Source organism: Rossellomorea sp. ABR4_012, from assembly GCF_056159545.1.
Map to the genome: position 1 here is coordinate 1,559,864 of NZ_JBSWVK010000001.1, position 15,773 is coordinate 1,575,636.

20 protein-coding genes and 1 other annotated feature are annotated in these 15,773 nt (G+C 44.7%); of the genes, 19 read left to right on the forward strand and 1 reads right to left on the reverse strand.

The window, feature by feature from the left end; all coding sequences use genetic code 11:
• Positions 1-10 precede the first annotated feature (10 nt).
• The 13 genes from ACXAFV_RS07555 to minD all read left to right on the forward strand — a co-directional run bounded on the left by ACXAFV_RS07555 (position 11) and on the right by minD (position 10,868).
• A complete protein-coding gene (locus ACXAFV_RS07555; protein WP_475125489.1) occupies positions 11-451 on the forward strand; it encodes a type IV pilin protein in 441 nt (146 codons plus the stop codon).
• Between the two features lie 7 nt (positions 452-458).
• The gene (locus tag ACXAFV_RS07560; protein WP_475125491.1) at positions 459-1,202 is read left to right on the forward strand and encodes a prepilin peptidase; all 744 of its coding nucleotides are present in this window, start codon (positions 459-461) and stop codon (positions 1,200-1,202) included.
• Positions 1,203-1,228: 26 nt separating this feature from the next.
• On the forward strand, positions 1,229-2,200 hold the full coding sequence (gene pilM / locus ACXAFV_RS07565; protein WP_475125493.1) for a type IV pilus biogenesis protein PilM: 972 nt from the start codon (positions 1,229-1,231) through the stop codon (positions 2,198-2,200).
• Entirely contained in the window at positions 2,187-2,780 is a 594-nt protein-coding gene (locus ACXAFV_RS07570; RefSeq protein ID WP_475125495.1) for a PilN domain-containing protein, read from the forward strand. The genes pilM and ACXAFV_RS07570 overlap by 14 nt, the downstream gene beginning before the upstream one ends.
• A complete protein-coding gene (locus ACXAFV_RS07575; protein ID WP_475125497.1) occupies positions 2,777-3,493 on the forward strand; it encodes a hypothetical protein in 717 nt (238 codons plus the stop codon). Before ACXAFV_RS07570 ends, ACXAFV_RS07575 begins: the two co-directional genes overlap by 4 nt.
• Positions 3,494-3,823: 330 nt before the next feature.
• Positions 3,824-4,804 carry a hypothetical protein gene (locus ACXAFV_RS07580; protein ID WP_475125499.1) on the forward strand — a complete coding sequence of 327 codons (981 nt, stop codon included), beginning with the start codon at positions 3,824-3,826 and terminating at the stop codon, positions 4,802-4,804.
• Positions 4,805-4,950: 146 nt separating this feature from the next.
• Positions 4,951-5,517, forward strand: a complete 567-nt coding sequence (locus ACXAFV_RS07585) for a Maf family protein (RefSeq protein WP_475126092.1) — start codon at positions 4,951-4,953, stop codon at positions 5,515-5,517.
• Positions 5,518-5,549: 32 nt separating this feature from the next.
• Positions 5,550-6,254 carry a RadC family protein gene (gene radC, locus ACXAFV_RS07590; RefSeq protein WP_475125501.1) on the forward strand — a complete coding sequence of 235 codons (705 nt, stop codon included), beginning with the start codon at positions 5,550-5,552 and terminating at the stop codon, positions 6,252-6,254.
• A gap of 235 nt (positions 6,255-6,489) precedes the next feature.
• On the forward strand, positions 6,490-7,497 hold the full coding sequence (locus ACXAFV_RS07595) for a rod shape-determining protein (protein WP_475125503.1): 1,008 nt from the start codon (positions 6,490-6,492) through the stop codon (positions 7,495-7,497).
• 355 nt (positions 7,498-7,852) lie between these two features.
• Positions 7,853-8,737 carry a rod shape-determining protein MreC gene (gene mreC / locus ACXAFV_RS07600; RefSeq protein WP_475125504.1) on the forward strand — a complete coding sequence of 295 codons (885 nt, stop codon included), beginning with the start codon at positions 7,853-7,855 and terminating at the stop codon, positions 8,735-8,737.
• Positions 8,734-9,255 (forward strand): rod shape-determining protein MreD, encoded by a 522-nt coding sequence (mreD, locus tag ACXAFV_RS07605; protein WP_475125505.1) that lies wholly within the window; start codon positions 8,734-8,736, stop codon positions 9,253-9,255. Before mreC ends, mreD begins: the two co-directional genes overlap by 4 nt.
• Before the next feature lie 127 nt (positions 9,256-9,382).
• On the forward strand, positions 9,383-10,063 hold the full coding sequence (minC, locus tag ACXAFV_RS07610) for a septum site-determining protein MinC (protein WP_475125506.1): 681 nt from the start codon (positions 9,383-9,385) through the stop codon (positions 10,061-10,063).
• A 1-nt stretch (position 10,064) separates the two neighbouring features.
• A complete protein-coding gene (gene minD / locus ACXAFV_RS07615; protein WP_475125507.1) occupies positions 10,065-10,868 on the forward strand; it encodes a septum site-determining protein MinD in 804 nt (267 codons plus the stop codon).
• 66 nt (positions 10,869-10,934) lie between these two features.
• Here the strand turns inward: minD and ACXAFV_RS07620 are convergent, their stop codons facing one another.
• The gene (locus ACXAFV_RS07620) at positions 10,935-11,267 is read right to left on the reverse strand and encodes a hypothetical protein (protein ID WP_475125508.1); all 333 of its coding nucleotides are present in this window, start codon (positions 11,265-11,267) and stop codon (positions 10,935-10,937) included.
• 99 nt (positions 11,268-11,366) lie between these two features.
• Between ACXAFV_RS07620 and ACXAFV_RS07625 the strand changes: the two genes are divergently transcribed.
• The 6 genes from ACXAFV_RS07625 (at position 11,367) to rpmA (ending at position 15,697) form a co-directional block, all read left to right on the forward strand.
• Positions 11,367-12,155 carry a peptidoglycan DD-metalloendopeptidase family protein gene (locus ACXAFV_RS07625; RefSeq protein ID WP_475125509.1) on the forward strand — a complete coding sequence of 263 codons (789 nt, stop codon included), beginning with the start codon at positions 11,367-11,369 and terminating at the stop codon, positions 12,153-12,155.
• Positions 12,148-13,014, forward strand: coding sequence for a M50 family metallopeptidase (locus ACXAFV_RS07630; RefSeq protein WP_475125511.1), 867 nt, complete (start codon positions 12,148-12,150; stop codon positions 13,012-13,014). The genes ACXAFV_RS07625 and ACXAFV_RS07630 overlap by 8 nt, the downstream gene beginning before the upstream one ends.
• Before the next feature lie 122 nt (positions 13,015-13,136).
• Positions 13,137-14,582 carry an Rne/Rng family ribonuclease gene (locus ACXAFV_RS07635; protein WP_475125513.1) on the forward strand — a complete coding sequence of 482 codons (1,446 nt, stop codon included), beginning with the start codon at positions 13,137-13,139 and terminating at the stop codon, positions 14,580-14,582.
• A 67-nt stretch (positions 14,583-14,649) separates the two neighbouring features.
• Positions 14,650-14,728: a sequence feature (ribosomal protein L21 leader region), on the forward strand.
• Positions 14,729-14,741: 13 nt separating this feature from the next.
• Entirely contained in the window at positions 14,742-15,050 is a 309-nt protein-coding gene (gene rplU / locus ACXAFV_RS07640) for a 50S ribosomal protein L21 (RefSeq protein WP_064092499.1), read from the forward strand.
• Between the two features lie 11 nt (positions 15,051-15,061).
• Positions 15,062-15,394, forward strand: a complete 333-nt coding sequence (locus tag ACXAFV_RS07645) for a ribosomal-processing cysteine protease Prp (protein ID WP_475125515.1) — start codon at positions 15,062-15,064, stop codon at positions 15,392-15,394.
• 12 nt (positions 15,395-15,406) lie between these two features.
• Positions 15,407-15,697 (forward strand): 50S ribosomal protein L27, encoded by a 291-nt coding sequence (gene rpmA / locus ACXAFV_RS07650; protein ID WP_032087495.1) that lies wholly within the window; start codon positions 15,407-15,409, stop codon positions 15,695-15,697.
• Positions 15,698-15,773: the final 76 nt, after the last annotated feature.

A 15,773-nucleotide genomic window follows, 5' to 3' on the forward strand; every position in this document is an offset into this window, starting at 1 on the left:
AGGAAGAAAGATGTTGAAAAAGTTTTTGAAAAATGATAAGGGTTTAACTCTTGTCGAGTTGCTTGCTGTTATTGTGATTTTGGGGATTATTGCGGCGATTGCGGTGCCGAGTATTGCAAATATTATTGAGAATTCTCGTGCGGATGCCGTTAAGGCGGAAGGACTTCAAGTCCTGAACGCTGCGAAGTTGTATGTTGCATCTGAGGGTGTTCCCGCAGACGGTAGTGATTTAGATGCTACTGATTTAGCTGATTATCTTACTGAGAATGACGAAGATATTTGGACCGAAGCATATTCTGTGACAATTACAGATGCAAACACTTTTACGATAACCGGTACTGGAACGAAGGGTAGCGTTAGTATAGAATTTATTAATGCTTCAATAAATGAAATAAATGATGCAGCTAAAGATGATAGAGAAATAGGTACGGCTCCAGATTCAGAGATATAATTTTACTATGCTACTTATAATTTGTATGTACGCACTCCTCCTAGGCTCCTTCTACAACGTAGTCGGCCTAAGGGTGCCGTTAAAGAAATCAATCGTAAAACCCAGGTCGAGCTGTCCTTACTGCCGTCATCAAATGACGGCCCTGGAGCTCATACCTGTATTTTCATATCTCATCCAAAAGGGGAAATGCCGCCAGTGCAAAGGGCGCATTTCTCCTTTATATCCATTTATGGAAGCTTTGAATGCTGGGCTATTTGTACTAGCCTATCTGCAGTTAGGGATGCAGTGGGAGATTCTTGTCGCTTGGACCATGATTTCCATGCTCGTCATCATTACGGTTTCCGACCTTAAATATATGGTCATCCCCGACAAAGTCCTTCTCTTTTTCCTAGTGCTTTTCATCATCGAACGCCTATTCATCCCCCTTTCACCATGGTGGGACAGCCTCGCAGGCGGTGCGCTCGGATTCGGACTGCTTCTGCTTATCGCGATCATCAGCAAAGGCGGCATGGGCGGAGGAGATATCAAGCTTTACGGAGTCATCGGTCTTGCCGTCGGTGTGAAGATCACGATTCTCTCCTTTATGATTGCTACATTCCTGGGAGCGGTTATTGGACTGACAGCCCTGGTATTCAAGCTGATTGAAAAAGGTAAGCCGATCCCATTCGGCCCGTTCATCGCAGCTGGGACAATATTAGCCTATCTGTTCGGCGACGCGATTATTTCTCTTTATCTATCATTATTCTATTAAAGTATTGCAAAGAAAGGATCCGGTCCATGGGTTTTCTATCGTTTCTCTCAAGTTCTCATAAAACAGCAAATATTGTATTCACCGACCATTGCATTCGATTTCTCGAGTTGAAACAGACTTCCCCGCCATTGGTGGCTTCGCTGGACGAGCGTCAGCTCCCGGATGGCGTCATCAAAGGGGGAAGGATCGTCGATAAGGAAAGCCTTTTGTTCATATTGGAAGAATGCATCGACGAATGGAAAATCAAGCGCAAATCTGTGCGATTCGTGGTTCCGGATCCGTTCGTCGTCCTGAGAAAAGTATCCATACCTTCTGACATCAGGGAAGATGAGATGGAAGGCTATCTCTTCCTCGAAATAGGATCAAGCATCCACTTGCCGTTTGAAGATCCGGTATTCGATTATTCCTTATTGGGAACTTCAGGAGAGAAACAAGAGGTTTTATTGGTTGCATCACAGGAAGAAATCGTTGACAGCTATAAGAGTTTGCTTGAGGAAGTGAAGTTGAAGCCTTTCGCTGCAGACATTGCCCCTCTGGCCCTGTATCGCTCTGTTCTACATGAAGGAAAAGCTTCGCCACATGAACACATGATGCTGCTTCATATGGATGAGCAGCTTCTTACGGTTTCGATCTTTAATAAGCATGAACTCATCTTCACGAGGCCGATCGTACTGGAAAGTGAATTGGAAGACCGTGCATCAGAAGATGAATTTCCAGTGAATGTGCTTCAGGATACGCTTAATGAAATCGAAAAAGTAATGAATTTTTATCGTTACTCGCTGAATAAAGGCGAGCAATTGGTTGAGAAAACGGTTATCAGTGGAGGTCACCCCCGCTTGCAGCAATTAAAAGAACAGCTGCAGGAAAGGGTTTCGATACCGGTTGAATTGCTTCAATTGAAAAATGTCCCGACACTCCATGACGAAAAGGTGTCATCGGAATATGCCATCGCGTTAGGTCTTGCTTTAAAAGAGGTGCAGCTCAGTGAAACTTATTGATATTAATCTTTTGCCTCAAAAAGAAACGAAACGAAATGCTTTTACATATAGTGTCCTGGGTACTGCAGGGATGATCATCCTCCTTGCAGTTTTCATGATGCTGTCATGGCAGGGCACCATCACAGAAACGAAGAGGACGGATGAAAAGATCAAGAACACCAAAAAAATAATCGAGGCCCAGCAGGCGAAAGTCCTTGGTGCAGAAGCGTCCAACAGTATCGGTGAGCTGAACAAAGCGGTCCAGAACATGGTGGACTATCCAGTGAAAACTGTTCCACTATTAAATGAATTGATCTCTCTTTTACCTGAAAGAGGGTTTATTCAGGAATTTGAGTATAGTGACAGAACGATCATCAACCTGTCCGTACAATTTGACTCCTCAAGGGAAGCAGCATTTTACCTCTCCAGGTTAAAAACGGTGGAGTGGATCGAGGAAGCCGAAATCCTTGAAATCACGACTGAAGAAGTAGAGGAGTCCGAAGAAGAGGATATCCTCCCGAGATATTCGGCTATGTATGCCCTTCATTTCGACTCAGACAAGCTCGCAGCACTTCTTTCTGAAGAGGGGGAAGAAGAATGAAAATCGATTTCACAAAAAAACAATGGGCAATACTGATAAGTCTGATTATGACCGGCATGTTAATCTTAGCGGCTGTAAACTTCGTTGCATTGCAGCCAGCTGAGAAAAGACTGCAGTATAAAAAAGATGAACTGGGGATTCAGATGAAATTACAGGAAGCGGTCGAGGCAAAGGTGAACAGTATCGGGGAAAATGAGACACCGGATTCCACCTCGCTGCAAAAGAAAATCCCTGTAGACCCATTAACCGAGCGAGTCATATTGGATCTCGAAAAAGCAGAACTGCTCTCTGGGAGCACCATTCAGTCTATTAACTTTGAGAAAACCGACGGAGCCATTGCACCCAAAGAGAGTGAAGAGACAGAAGCTGCACCATCCGGCGAAACCCAACTTCCTTCTCTATTAAATAGGCTTCAAATGACGATGACGGTTGAATCACCGACCTATTTCGAAATGGAAAAATTCCTCGAAGAAATAGAAAACCTTGAAAGGATCGTCGAAATCAACGGCCTGTATTTCGAAGGTGAACAAGAACTGAAGGAAAACATGGAAGGCTACAGCGAAGATACCATCACCTTTGAAGTAATCGCATCTGCCTTCTACATCCCTGAACTAAACGATCTCAAAGACGGACTTCCTGTCATCGAAAGCCCATCACCCTCCCTAAAAAAGAATCCCTTTCCTCAATTCCCAGAGGAAAAGGAGAACGAATAACCATTTTTTTTAATAGTTTAAAGCTGGAGACCAATAGATAAAGCTTGAGTGTAATGGAGCGGAAGGCACTTGACTCCGACGGGATAAAGAGGAAAGGTCGAGACCCCGCAGGAGCGCAGCGACGAGGAGGCTCGACTTCCTCCCCGCGGAAAGCAAGTGCCTGCAGCGCAATGAAACGGACTAGGTTATAGCAAGAATCAACAATATTGGAAATCAGTTTTCTATTAAAAAATTTGACGAAAACCTCTTAGGACAAGACGACAAAAGTCTTGTTCTTTTTTTTATGGGATGTGATAGCATGGAAAAAAATAGATGAAGAGGGTGGCGATCGTGGACAAACCTAACGGCAATAAAAAAATCTCCATCAAAATAAATGGTGAGAGTACTGAGTTCGAAGAGGACTACCGTGTACACGATTGGAAGCTGGGTAAAGCAGAAACAGCAGCAGGGGAAGAAAAACTCGAGGATCAGGGCTTTGATTGGAACCTGCCTGATGAAACTCCTCAGCCTCCAAAGGAATACAAAAAGATTAACTACGTGGGCGGCAAGAAAAAGAAGAATCGGAAATCATTCAAAAATCCTTTCCATGATTCGGTCAATCTACTTATGTCCATTATCGGTGCGGTGGTTGTCGGTGCCGTTCTTGGATTCGGAACGTTGAAGGTCATCACCAATACAGACGGGGGAGCTGTGCCTGCGGCAACCTTGCAGGATGATACTGCCGCTGATGAGACGGGTGGACGTTCAGCAGCGGGTCCTGTTCAGCTAAAGGGGTTTTCGACTCCGGTCGTTCAGGGAGGCTTCTTTTCATCTAAAGAAACCATAACAGCTATGCAGGATTCACTGACTTCCAAAGGAATCGCGAGCGCGTCAGTTGAAAAAGACGGACAATGGTTTTTGCTGCTCGGGGTTTCGGCTGATGTCGAAACGGCTAAACTTCTTGGGGAAGACATGAAAGAAAAAGGTGTGGAAGTATATGCCAAAGACTTCGAGCTGAATGCCAAAGAAATCAAGGCAAGCAGTGAAGAGAAGACATTTCTGGAAAAGGCAAATGGCCTCTATGCCATCCTTGCTGAAGAGAGCAGTAACGGGGTATTGAACGAAAAGACGAATGAGTCTGCGGCTGGTTCCATTGAAGCCAGCATGAAAGAAATAGAAGGCATCAAAGTGGAACAGGAATCGATTTCACATATGAAAGAATCGATAAAGAAGGCAGCCAGTCAGACACTTTCCATCAAGACGTCAGAGGATGCAGCGAATGTCCAGGGAGAATTGCTCGCGTATCTGGAAACATACAGCCGTTTACAATAAACACTGATATACGACTATTTTCTAGGAAATAATTGATGGGGCGACAGGTATCGAACTGCTTGTCGCCTTCTGCTTGTTTAAGGAGGCAGGATTTGGTACTATTATTTTGTATCTCCCAATCTATACTCCGAAAGGACTGGTATGCTATGTCCAACCTCATACTTGCTTCACAATCACCTCGCCGAAAAGATCTTCTTCAACAGCTTCAACTATCTTTCACCACCATAAGCAGCAATGTCGATGAAACGGTTGAGCCTCATTTGAAACCCCATGAAGTGGTCATGGAACTCGCGCTGAAAAAAGCAAAAGAAATTTCAGGAAAACACCCTGAGTCTTACGTGTTAGGCTCAGACACGGTGGTAGCCCAGGGGGACTCTATCCTTGGAAAGCCTCAATCAGAGGAAGAAGCCAGAGAGATGCTTGTCATGCTGTCTGGCAAAACGCACTCGGTGTATACGGGTGTCGCGATTCTTAATGGCGATAATCAAACTCTATTTTATGAAAAAACAGATGTTACGTTTTGGGAGTTGACACCTGGAGAGATCGACGATTACATCGCTTCTGAAGAACCATTTGATAAAGCGGGAGCCTACGGGATTCAGGGACTTGGGGCAAAGCTGGTAAAGGAAATCAAGGGAGATTATTTCTCCGTTGTCGGCTTACCGATCTCTAAAGTATACCGGGCTCTCCGTGAAATGGGCTACCTTCAATAAGAACGGCTCCTTTGACTGACAAAGGAGGGCCTATGGAAAAAACAGTGGAAAAGCCTAACAATTTGATGATTCGTGATTTCCCGCAGGATGAAAGACCGAGGGAGCGTCTCATCCAAAGCGGGGCCGCCAGTCTCTCCAATCAGGAATTATTGGCGATCCTGCTCCGGACAGGTACAAGGGCGGAATCTGTTCTTCAGCTATCTAACCGTCTGCTGACCAGCTTTGACGGACTGAATCTATTAAAAGATGCGTCCCTGGAAGAAATCACGAAAACGAAAGGCATCGGACTCGCCAAGGCTGTTCAGATCATGGCTGCTGTCGAACTGGGCCGCAGGATCGGCAATCTTGCCTTCGATGACCGCTACAGCATCCGGTCCCCTGAAGATGGAGCGAATTATGTCATGAATGACATGCGTTTTTTAGCTCAGGAACATTTCGTCTGTCTTTACCTCAACACCAAAAATCAAGTTCTCCACAAACAGACCATTTTCATCGGCAGTCTGAATGCTTCAATCGTCCATCCGCGTGAGGTGTTCAAAGAAGCCTTCCGCCGGTCGGCAGCATCGATCATCTGCATCCATAACCATCCTTCCGGTGACCCGACCCCGAGCAGGGAAGATATCGAGGTTACAAAGAGATTGGTAGAATGCGGGCGGATCATAGGGATTGATATACTCGATCATCTTATTATAGGAGAGAAAAAATTTATCAGTTTAAAAGAAAAAGGGTATTTATGACACTAGGATTTTTTTAATGGGTACGATATAATTATGCTTATGATTTTTACTCACAATATGCTGATTCATTAAGCGTAGCTCATTGAAAAAAGAGTCGTTCTTTAAAGGATGAGTCTTTTCGTTATGTCATGAAGTTTCAACTATTGTAAAAATACGAGGATGAAGAGTTTGGACAACTCTCCTGTTTAACCAAATAGAGACCAGTCAATTTGTATCAGAAAGGGAGATACCATTAATGTTTGGAACGAAAGATTTAGGAATTGATTTAGGCACAGCCAACACGCTGGTGTATGTAAAAGGGAAAGGCATCGTTGTACGAGAGCCTTCCGTTGTTGCACTTCAAACTGACAATAAACAGATCGTTGCTGTCGGAAACGATGCAAAAAATATGATCGGAAGAACACCGGGGAACGTAGTGGCGCTCCGCCCGATGAAAGACGGAGTCATTGCGGACTACGAAACGACTGCTACCATGATGAAATATTACATAAAGCAGGCGACCAAAAACAAAGGTCTCTTTTCAAGAAAGCCTTATGTAATGGTATGTGTCCCGTCAGGAATCACAGGTGTGGAAGAGCGTGCTGTCATTGACGCAACAAGACAGGCGGGGGCAAGGGATGCGTACACAATCGAAGAGCCTTTTGCAGCTGCGATCGGAGCCAACCTCCCAGTGTGGGAACCTACGGGAAGCATGGTCGTTGATATCGGCGGCGGTACGACAGAAGTTGCAATCATCTCACTTGGCGGGATCGTAACAAGCCAGTCAATCCGTGTAGCCGGTGATGAAATGGACGACAGCATCATCAACTACATCCGCAAAACATACAACCTTATGATCGGTGACCGTACTGCTGAAACCATCAAGATGGAAGTTGGTTCAGCGGGAGATCCTGAAGGGATTGAATCGATGGAAATCCGCGGGCGTGACCTTTTGACAGGGCTTCCGAAAACGATTGAAGTGACGGCTGCTGAAATTGCTTCCGCTCTTCATGATACGGTATATGCAATTGTCGACGCGGTTAAGAGCACCCTGGAGAAAACGCCTCCCGAGCTTGCTGCGGACATCATGGATAGAGGGATTGTGCTGACTGGCGGAGGTGCACTGCTCCGCAATATGGACAAGGTGATCAGCGATGAAACAAAAATGCCTGTCCTTATCGCAGAAGAACCGCTGGACTGCGTAGCCATCGGTACAGGCAAAGCACTTGATCATATCCACCTATTTAAAAATCGCGGTAAATAATCAGTTTAAATGAAGTGGGGACTGTTCCTTAAAGTACTTCACCATAGTACATTAAGGCGTCCCCATCTTTTTTGCGCTTCATGAATGTCGAAAAAAGTAAATAATTTGATGAATGATATCAATATCTAAAAGATTTTGATATAGTATTTAATAGAATTAGGGATGTTACAGCTAGTTGAACTGGTTCAGCTGTTGATTGGAGTGCAAGGCGTAGACTCCTGCGGGAGAAGTGGCCAATGTGAGACCCCGCAGGCTTGCCGAGGAGGCTCGCGGGTCACCCGCGGAAAGCGAAGTCTTGCACGGAAATCAATAGCGTTGTCTAACATCAGAAATAATAAAGGTTGAGGTGTACAGCATGCCACAATTCTTCCTGAACAAACGATTAATCATCCTGCTTGTCAGCATTATCGTTCTCGTAGCCTTGATCGGATTTTCGTTACGGGAAAGAGAGAGCATCAGCTGGCCCGAGCAGTTCGTGAAAGATATGGTAGGATTCGGACAATCATTGATTTCAAAACCTGTCAATTACACAGGCGGAGTCATCGAAAACGTGAAAGATCTTCAAAATACATACACAGAAAATGAAAAACTGAAATCCCGCCTCGATGAGCTCGTCAAGCTCGAAACGCAGGTAAGGGACCTTAAACAGGATAATGAAGAACTAAGAGCCGTTTTAGAGAAAAAAGAAGATTTAAGAAGCTATGATACGATCCAGGCAACGGTTATTGCCAGAAACCCTGACCGATGGCAGGAGCTGATTACGATCGACAAAGGTGAAGTCAACGGGATCAAATCAGATATGGCCGTCATTTCTTCCGCTGGATTGATCGGAAAAGTCAAAAGTGTGAACGAATTTTCATCAACCGTGGAGCTCATCTCAACGAACAACACGAAGAACCGGATCTCGACCGTCATTCAAGGAAAGCAAGATATCAATGGCTGGATCGAAGGCTATGACAGTGATAAAAAAGAGATACTGGTCAAACGGATACCGAATGATCTGAAAGTGGAGGAAGGATCCAAAGTCATCACATCGGGACTCGGCGGAGTATTTCCAAAAGGGCTGGTGGTCGGTGAGGTAAAAGAAGTTAAACCGGATCAATACGGCCTTACACAAACAGCACATGTCAAACCGGCAGCCGATTTCTATCATTTGGAGCATGTGATGGTGATTGACCGTGAAATGAAGGGTCTCACCGAGGCTGAGGCTGAAGAGGATAGCGGGGAGGAAGAGCAATGATCAACAGGCTCATCCTTCCTTTAGTGACCCTTCTTATCTTTTACAGTGAAAGCCTTTTTGTCATTCTTTTTCCCAATTTGGAAATGGTCGATCAGCGTATCCTGGTGCCTCATTTCCTGATCATTTTTATTCTTTTTATTTGTGGTTTCTTTCAATATAAAACCGCCTTATTATATGGATTTATCTTTGGGTTCCTTTTTGATATTTTTTACACGGAAATCAACGGGATTTATTTAGTATTTTTTCCATTCGTCGTATTTCTTGCGCACGCAATGATGAAGGTACTGCATAATAATTTATTCGTGTTCGCACTCATTGTACTGGTGAATTTGTCGGTGCTCGAGTTTCTTGTGTATCAAATCAATGTCATCATACAGCGCACAGATATGACGCTTATTCAGTTTGCCGACTTGCGCCTATGGCCGACACTGGCTCTGAACGCAATTTTTTATATCATCTTTGCTTATCCCTTTAAGGTATTTCTTCAAAGAAAACAGAAGCAGCTTCTTGAAGATTGATAGGGGGATTTTAAAAGAAAAAGAGAATTCATATCTGTGCTTGATATTCGCGAAAATTGTCCTATAAAAAAAGGATATATACATGCTTATGTCGAATTTATACACGACTGAGGTGAAAAATTGCGCCATGAAAAAGAAACCAAATGTAATGATCAAGGGTACTAAAGAAGGACTCACCCTTCATCTCAATGATCAGTGTTCGTTTGATGATCTGAAGAAAGAGTTGGACGAAAAGCTGTCGGCTCATTACCGTGAGACCGAGGGGACCCCTTTACTCACTGTAAATATCCAAACGGGGAACCGTTATCTGACAGAAGATCAAGTTGAAGAGCTGAAGGAGATTGTCAGGCAAAAACGCAATCTGGTTGTAAACGAAGTATGGAGTAATGTAGTCACAAAAAATGAAGCAGAAAAATTAATGAATGAAAGAAATATAGAAACCATAACGGGTGTCATTCGCTCAGGGCAAGTGATCGAAACACCGGGGGATATCCTGATTGTAGGTGATGTGAACCCCGGCGGAAGGATCCTTGCAGGAGGGAATATCTACATATTAGGTGCTTTAAAAGGAATTGCCCATGCAGGCTGCACCGGGAAAGAAGAAGCGGTCATCGTCGCTTCGAAAATGCTCCCCTCCCAGCTGCGTATCGCAGACTTTCTGAATCGTGCTCCTGATCAGCCGCTTGATGAAGATCAGCATGATATGGAATGTGCCTATATTGATGAGCACGGGCAGATCGTGGTCGACCGCCTGCAGGTACTAAAGCATCTTAGACCAAATATTACGAGTTTTAAAGGAGGAAGCTAATGTGGGTGAAGCCATAGTTGTTACTTCAGGTAAAGGTGGAGTGGGTAAGACGACTACTTCTGCCAATGTTGGTACAGCATTAGCTCTACAGGGTAAAAAAGTTTGTCTGATTGATACGGATATCGGTCTCAGAAATCTCGATGTTGTCATGGGACTGGAAAACCGAATCATTTACGATTTAGTCGATGTCGTGGAAGGGCGCTGCAAAATTCATCAGGCGCTCGTGAAGGATAAGCGGTTTGAAGACAAATTGTTCCTTCTGCCAGCCGCACAGACAAGTGATAAATCAGCGGTAAATCCCGACCAGATGAAAAAATTGGTCCTGGATTTAAAACAGGATTATGATTACATCATCATCGACTGCCCGGCAGGGATCGAACAGGGCTACAAGAACGCGGTAGCGGGTGCGGACCGTGCCATCGTTGTAACAACTCCTGAAATCTCAGCAGTACGTGATGCCGACCGTATCATCGGACTGCTTGAGAAAGAAGATATCGAACCGCCTAAACTGATCATCAACCGTATCCGCAGCCATATGATGAAAAATGGCGAAGCACTGGATGTGGACGAAATCACAGCACATCTGTCGATCGATCTCCTCGGGATTGTAGCGGACGATGACAATGTCATCAAATCCTCCAATAAAGGAGAACCGATCGCCCTTGATTCAACAAGCAAAGCTTCGATTGCGTATCGGAATATCGCGAGGCGCATCCTCGGGGAATCCGTTCCTCTGCAATCGCTTGAAGAAAACAAACCAGGCATGTTCTCGAAAATCAAAAAACTCTTCGGCGTCAAGGCTTAATAGTTTAATAGAAATGAAAGAGACCTGATAAGTGTTCATTTGAATGCTTATCAGGTCATTTTTGTTTTATGAATAGTGGATACTATTTGAAGCCAGGCACAAATGGTCTGTTTTGAGCCAGGCACAAATGGTCTGTTTTGAGCCAGGCACAAATGGTCTGTTTTGAGCCAGGCACAAATGGTCTGTTTTGAGCCAGGCACAAATGGTCTGTTTTGAGCCAGGCACAAATGGTCTGTTTTGAGCCAGGCACAAATGGTCTGTTTTGAGCCAGGCACAAATGGTCTGTTTTGAGCCAGGCACAAATGGTCTGTTTTGAGCCAGGCACAAATACCCCATTTTGAGCCAGGCACCCACCGCTTCACCCCATCCCCCATTCCACGCATTTTTGTTTTCTATCATGAATATTCCTTTCGGACAAGTCATACATTGTAGCATGTGAATAGAACAGGCTCGTTTGGCGCGGAGCCGGACAATACCTTATAAAAAGGAATGGTGTTCATGGGGAATCGAGCGGATGAAATAAGAAAGCGAATAGCTAGAAGAAAGAAAACAAATAAAATGACCACTCAGCGCGGCTACACAAACAGCTCATATTTTCTGCCGAGTGATGAAGAACGTTATGGGGCAGAACGGTATTCGAGCTTTGAAGGCGGACCTCCCCCGGAAGGATTTCATCCGTTATTTAAAAAAGAGACCTTCATGATGAAGATTTTGGGTGCCGGCATCATGGTATTGATCACAGCGATCATGTTCAAAAGTCCTTCGCCTGTTTTCGATGAAGCGAAAACGGTGGTCAATCGTACGATGGAGACCGAGTTTCAATTTGCCGCCATCTCGTCCTGGTACGAGGATCAATTCGGTAAACCCCTTGCATTGCTGCCCGGCGGCACGGAGGATAAAGACTCTTCCTCCGTTGTTAACACTGAAGAATACGCCCGGCCAGCTTCCGGAAAAGTCGTAGAGAATTTTAAAACGAATGGACAGGGCATCATGCTTGAAACCGGTTTTGGCGAAGATGTTGCCGCTATGAAGGGTGGTCTGATCATTTTTGCAGGAAAGAAGGATAAGCTCGGGAATACCGTCGTCATCCAGCATGAGGATAAAACGGAATCCTGGTATGGCCATCTCGAATCGATTGATGTGAATCAGTATGAATATGTAGATAAAGGGTCTGCAGTCGGGCAAGTTTCAACAAGCGGGGAAAGCGACGTCTCAGGGGAATTTTATTTTGCCATTAAAATGGGTGATGAATTCATCGACCCGATACAGGTGATATCATTTGACTAATTTTACTTCGGCAGTAAAGAAACTCTATATTCATCCATTGCTCTGGCTTGTCATGGCCATCGGCATTGCGACGGCTCATTTTCTCGAACTGATCATGCTGCTTCTGATCATCACCATCCACGAATTGGGGCATGGGGTGACTGCTCACTATTTTTCGTGGAGAGTGAAGAGGATCGCACTCCTTCCTTTTGGGGGAGTCGCTGAAATGGATGAACACGGTAACCGCTCCCTTCGCGAGGAGTTCTGGGTGATTGCATCAGGGCCGCTTCAGCATGTCTGGCTTGTTGGGGCAGGGTGGCTTTTGATGAAAGGAAGTTTCATCAGCGGAGACTTATTCACGCTGTTTCTTCAATTAAACCTTATGGTGCTGCTGTTTAATCTGCTGCCGATCTGGCCGCTTGACGGCGGAAAGCTGATTTCATTACTGCTGTCACTTAAATTCAATTACTTGAAAGCATATGAAATGACGCTGATCAGTTCATTTTCACTCCTGATCCTGTTTCACATATCCATCCTGGTGATTGCACCTCTTCATCTGAATCTTTGGATTGTGCTTTCGTTTCTGTATTTTTCATTATGGATGGACTGGAAGCAGAGAAGGTATAACTTCATGAAATTCCTGTTGGAACGTTATTATGGGAACAGTCATCAATTCGCTGATTTGAGACCTCTGCCGATCGAAGGGGATGACACACTGCTAACGGTTGTGGAACGGTTTCATCGAGGTGTGAAGCATCCGCTCGTCGTCCTTGAGAAGGGGGCTGAAGTCGGCAAGCTTGATGAATATGAACTTCTACATGCTTTCTTTGCTGAAAAAATGACAAACGCAAAAACGAAGGATCTTCTCTACCTTTATTGACGAATGGGGAGAGACTGTATAAAGTGAATAGTAGAAAATACACAAAGGTTTGACGTCACGTCATTCCTTTTCTTTTTGTCCCGGGAAAAATGACGTGTCCTATAGAAAAGAGGGATCCTGCGTTGGAAGAAATCATTGTGCATGGAAAAAGCAGAGAAAAACGATGGGTTCTGCGTAAAGATCAAAAGATCGGCGGGCTGTACACGTATCAGCCGCAGGAAGAAACGCTGACAGGGAATATTTATTTTGGCAAGGTGGTCAAGGTACAAAAAGGCCTTGGTGCAGCATTCGTTGATATCGGCAAGGATAAAAACGGCTATCTTCATGAAAAAGATTTCCCCCTGAATGTTGCAGCGTATCACACTGGCGATGCGGCTGTGCCGATCGCAAAATGTGTACATGAAGGCCAAAAAATCCTAGTGCAGGTGACGAAAGATGCGGTCGGAACCAAAGGCCCGAAATTATCTGCAGTCATCGAACTCAAGGGTGAGCACCTTGTTTATATGCCCGAGGGCCATTATATCGCCGTTTCAAAAAAATTGGATGAAACGATAAGGCGAGAATTGAAACGTACCGGGAAAGAATGGAAAACCGACGCGGAAGGAGTAGTCTTCCGTACGAATGCTTCAAGCGCTGACAGTGAAGCTTTGATAGAAGAGCTGAACACATTGAGAACCAGATTTCAGGCTCTCGAGGGATTGAGTCGTCGAAGCAAGGCTCCCTCCTTACTATTTAAAGAGGATGCGTTCTATAAGGATCTCTTTGAACAATTGAAAACAGGCGAAGGCGGACATATAGTTGTCGATGACTTTGAGAGCTTTGACCATATAAAAGGCTGGATAGATGCTCATTACAGCGGCAAATGGACGATTGAGCTGTATCAGGATAGAGAAAATATTTTTCAGCATTTCGGCGTCTCTTCTGTTTGGAAAAACGCGATGAAAAAAGTGGTCTGGCTTGATAATGGCGCATTTCTGCTTATCGAATCGACCGAAGCGCTTACAGTGGTGGACGTTAATTCGGGCAAATTCACAGGTAAAGATGACCTTGCACAAACCGTATTGAAAACGAATATACTGGCAGCCGTGGAAATGGCGAAGCAGTTGGTCCTAAGAAATATCAGCGGCATCATCCTGATCGATTTTATTGATATGAAAAAAGTGAGTCATCAGGAGGAAGTTTTGTCAGCGTTTAGTGCGGCCCTACAGGATGATTCACAGCGCACGACCGTTTTGGGCTTTACTTCGCTTGGCGTCCTGGAGCTGACGAGAAAAAGGACAAGGCCGTCTTTGAATGAATATTTGACAGTCCCCTGTCCTGTGTGCAGCGGAACCGGGCGGATCGTCAGTCCAGAAAGCAAAGCGTTTCAACTGGAGAGAGAGCTGTGGGAATATCAGGGTACAGACACATCGCAAATCGTAATAGAGGGAACAAAAGATGTGCTCAACGTATTTGCCGGCAGCGAAAAGCACCATCTAAAAAGACTCGAGCAAGCATTGAAGATAAAGCTTGATCTTTATGTCATCGATCATTCACATCCGTATTATAAAATCACAAAGATCATATGAATTTCTCGAATTATATTGACACCCCCTCTCAAATTGTGATAGGATTCTAATGTTATTGATTGTAGCACCCGTGCTACAACCGCTCAGAACAGGTCTTAAAGTATGGAGAAATCCAACACCTGTGATTGGCGAGTCTGAGTTTATTAAGGAGGTGCGATTATGTACGCAATTATCGAAACAGGTGGTAAGCAAATCCGTGTAGAAGCTGGTCAAGAAATCTACATCGAAAAGCTAAACGCAGGTGAAGGTGATACGGTAACATTCGACAAGGTTCTTTTCGTTGGTGGTGACGATGTGAAAGTAGGAAGTCCATTAGTGGGTGGAGCTACTGTAACAGCGAAGGTTGAAAAACAAGGCCGCGCGAAAAAGCTTGTAGTATTCAAGTACAAGCCTAAGAAGAACTACCGTCGTAAGCAAGGTCACCGTCAACCTTACACAAAAGTTGTAATTGACAAAATCAACGCGTAAGGCGTGATTGAATGATTAACGTTTACGTTGAGAAGTCCGGCGAAAGAATTCGTTCTTTTTCTATGGACGGTCATGCAGATTTTGCCGAACATGGGCAAGATATCGTTTGTGCCGGTGCCTCTGCTGTTTCATTCGGAAGTGTCAATGCCATTATGTCATTGACCGGTGTTGAACCTGCTATCGAGCAATCTGCCGATGGAGGTTATCTAAGCTGCGTCATCCCTGACGGCTTAACGGAAGAAACGGACATGAAGGTCCAGCTGCTACTCAGTGGCATGGTGATCAGCCTGCAAACAATTGAAAGAGACTATCGTGATTTCATTAAAATAACCTTCAAAAAGTAGGAGGTGGAACAGATGTTAAGATTAGACCTTCAGTTTTTCGCGTCTAAAAAAGGAGTAGGTTCGACTAAAAACGGTCGTGACTCTATTGCTAAGCGTCTTGGTGCTAAGCGTGCAGACGGTCAAATGGTTACAGGTGGATCTATCCTTTACCGTCAACGCGGTACAAAGATCTATCCTGGATTGAACGTTGGCCGTGGTGGTGACGATACACTTTTTGCTAAAACAGACGGTGTTGTTCGTTTCGAACGCATGGGTCGTGACAAGAAAAAAGTGAGCGTATACCCTGTTGCGAATGAAGCTTAATCGCATATCTTTAACGAAAACTCTAACCGACTTTCGGTTAGAGTTTTATTTTTTGTCAATGATGTGAAAAGCTCAT

Excerpts from the sequence above, each read along its gene's own strand:
- pilM (WP_475125493.1), top strand. The coding sequence starts at position 1,229 with ATGGGTTTTCTATCGTTTCTCTCAAGTTCTCATAAAACAGCAAATATT.
- ACXAFV_RS07595 (WP_475125503.1), top strand. The coding sequence starts at position 6,490 with ATGTTTGGAACGAAAGATTTAGGAATTGATTTAGGCACAGCCAACACG.
- ACXAFV_RS07625 (WP_475125509.1), top strand. The coding sequence starts at position 11,367 with ATGGGGAATCGAGCGGATGAAATAAGAAAGCGAATAGCTAGAAGAAAG.
- rpmA (WP_032087495.1), top strand. The coding sequence starts at position 15,407 with ATGTTAAGATTAGACCTTCAGTTTTTCGCGTCTAAAAAAGGAGTAGGT.
- ACXAFV_RS07645 (WP_475125515.1), top strand. The coding sequence starts at position 15,062 with ATGATTAACGTTTACGTTGAGAAGTCCGGCGAAAGAATTCGTTCTTTT.
- ACXAFV_RS07620 (WP_475125508.1), bottom strand. The coding sequence starts at position 11,267 with ATGATAGAAAACAAAAATGCGTGGAATGGGGGATGGGGTGAAGCGGTG.
- mreD (WP_475125505.1), top strand. The coding sequence starts at position 8,734 with ATGATCAACAGGCTCATCCTTCCTTTAGTGACCCTTCTTATCTTTTAC.
- mreC (WP_475125504.1), top strand. The coding sequence starts at position 7,853 with ATGCCACAATTCTTCCTGAACAAACGATTAATCATCCTGCTTGTCAGC.
- rplU (WP_064092499.1), top strand. The coding sequence starts at position 14,742 with ATGTACGCAATTATCGAAACAGGTGGTAAGCAAATCCGTGTAGAAGCT.
- ACXAFV_RS07575 (WP_475125497.1), top strand. The coding sequence starts at position 2,777 with ATGAAAATCGATTTCACAAAAAAACAATGGGCAATACTGATAAGTCTG.
- ACXAFV_RS07560 (WP_475125491.1), top strand. The coding sequence starts at position 459 with ATGCTACTTATAATTTGTATGTACGCACTCCTCCTAGGCTCCTTCTAC.
- radC (WP_475125501.1), top strand. The coding sequence starts at position 5,550 with ATGGAAAAAACAGTGGAAAAGCCTAACAATTTGATGATTCGTGATTTC.
- minC (WP_475125506.1), top strand. The coding sequence starts at position 9,383 with ATGAAAAAGAAACCAAATGTAATGATCAAGGGTACTAAAGAAGGACTC.
- ACXAFV_RS07555 (WP_475125489.1), top strand. The coding sequence starts at position 11 with ATGTTGAAAAAGTTTTTGAAAAATGATAAGGGTTTAACTCTTGTCGAG.
- ACXAFV_RS07585 (WP_475126092.1), top strand. The coding sequence starts at position 4,951 with ATGTCCAACCTCATACTTGCTTCACAATCACCTCGCCGAAAAGATCTT.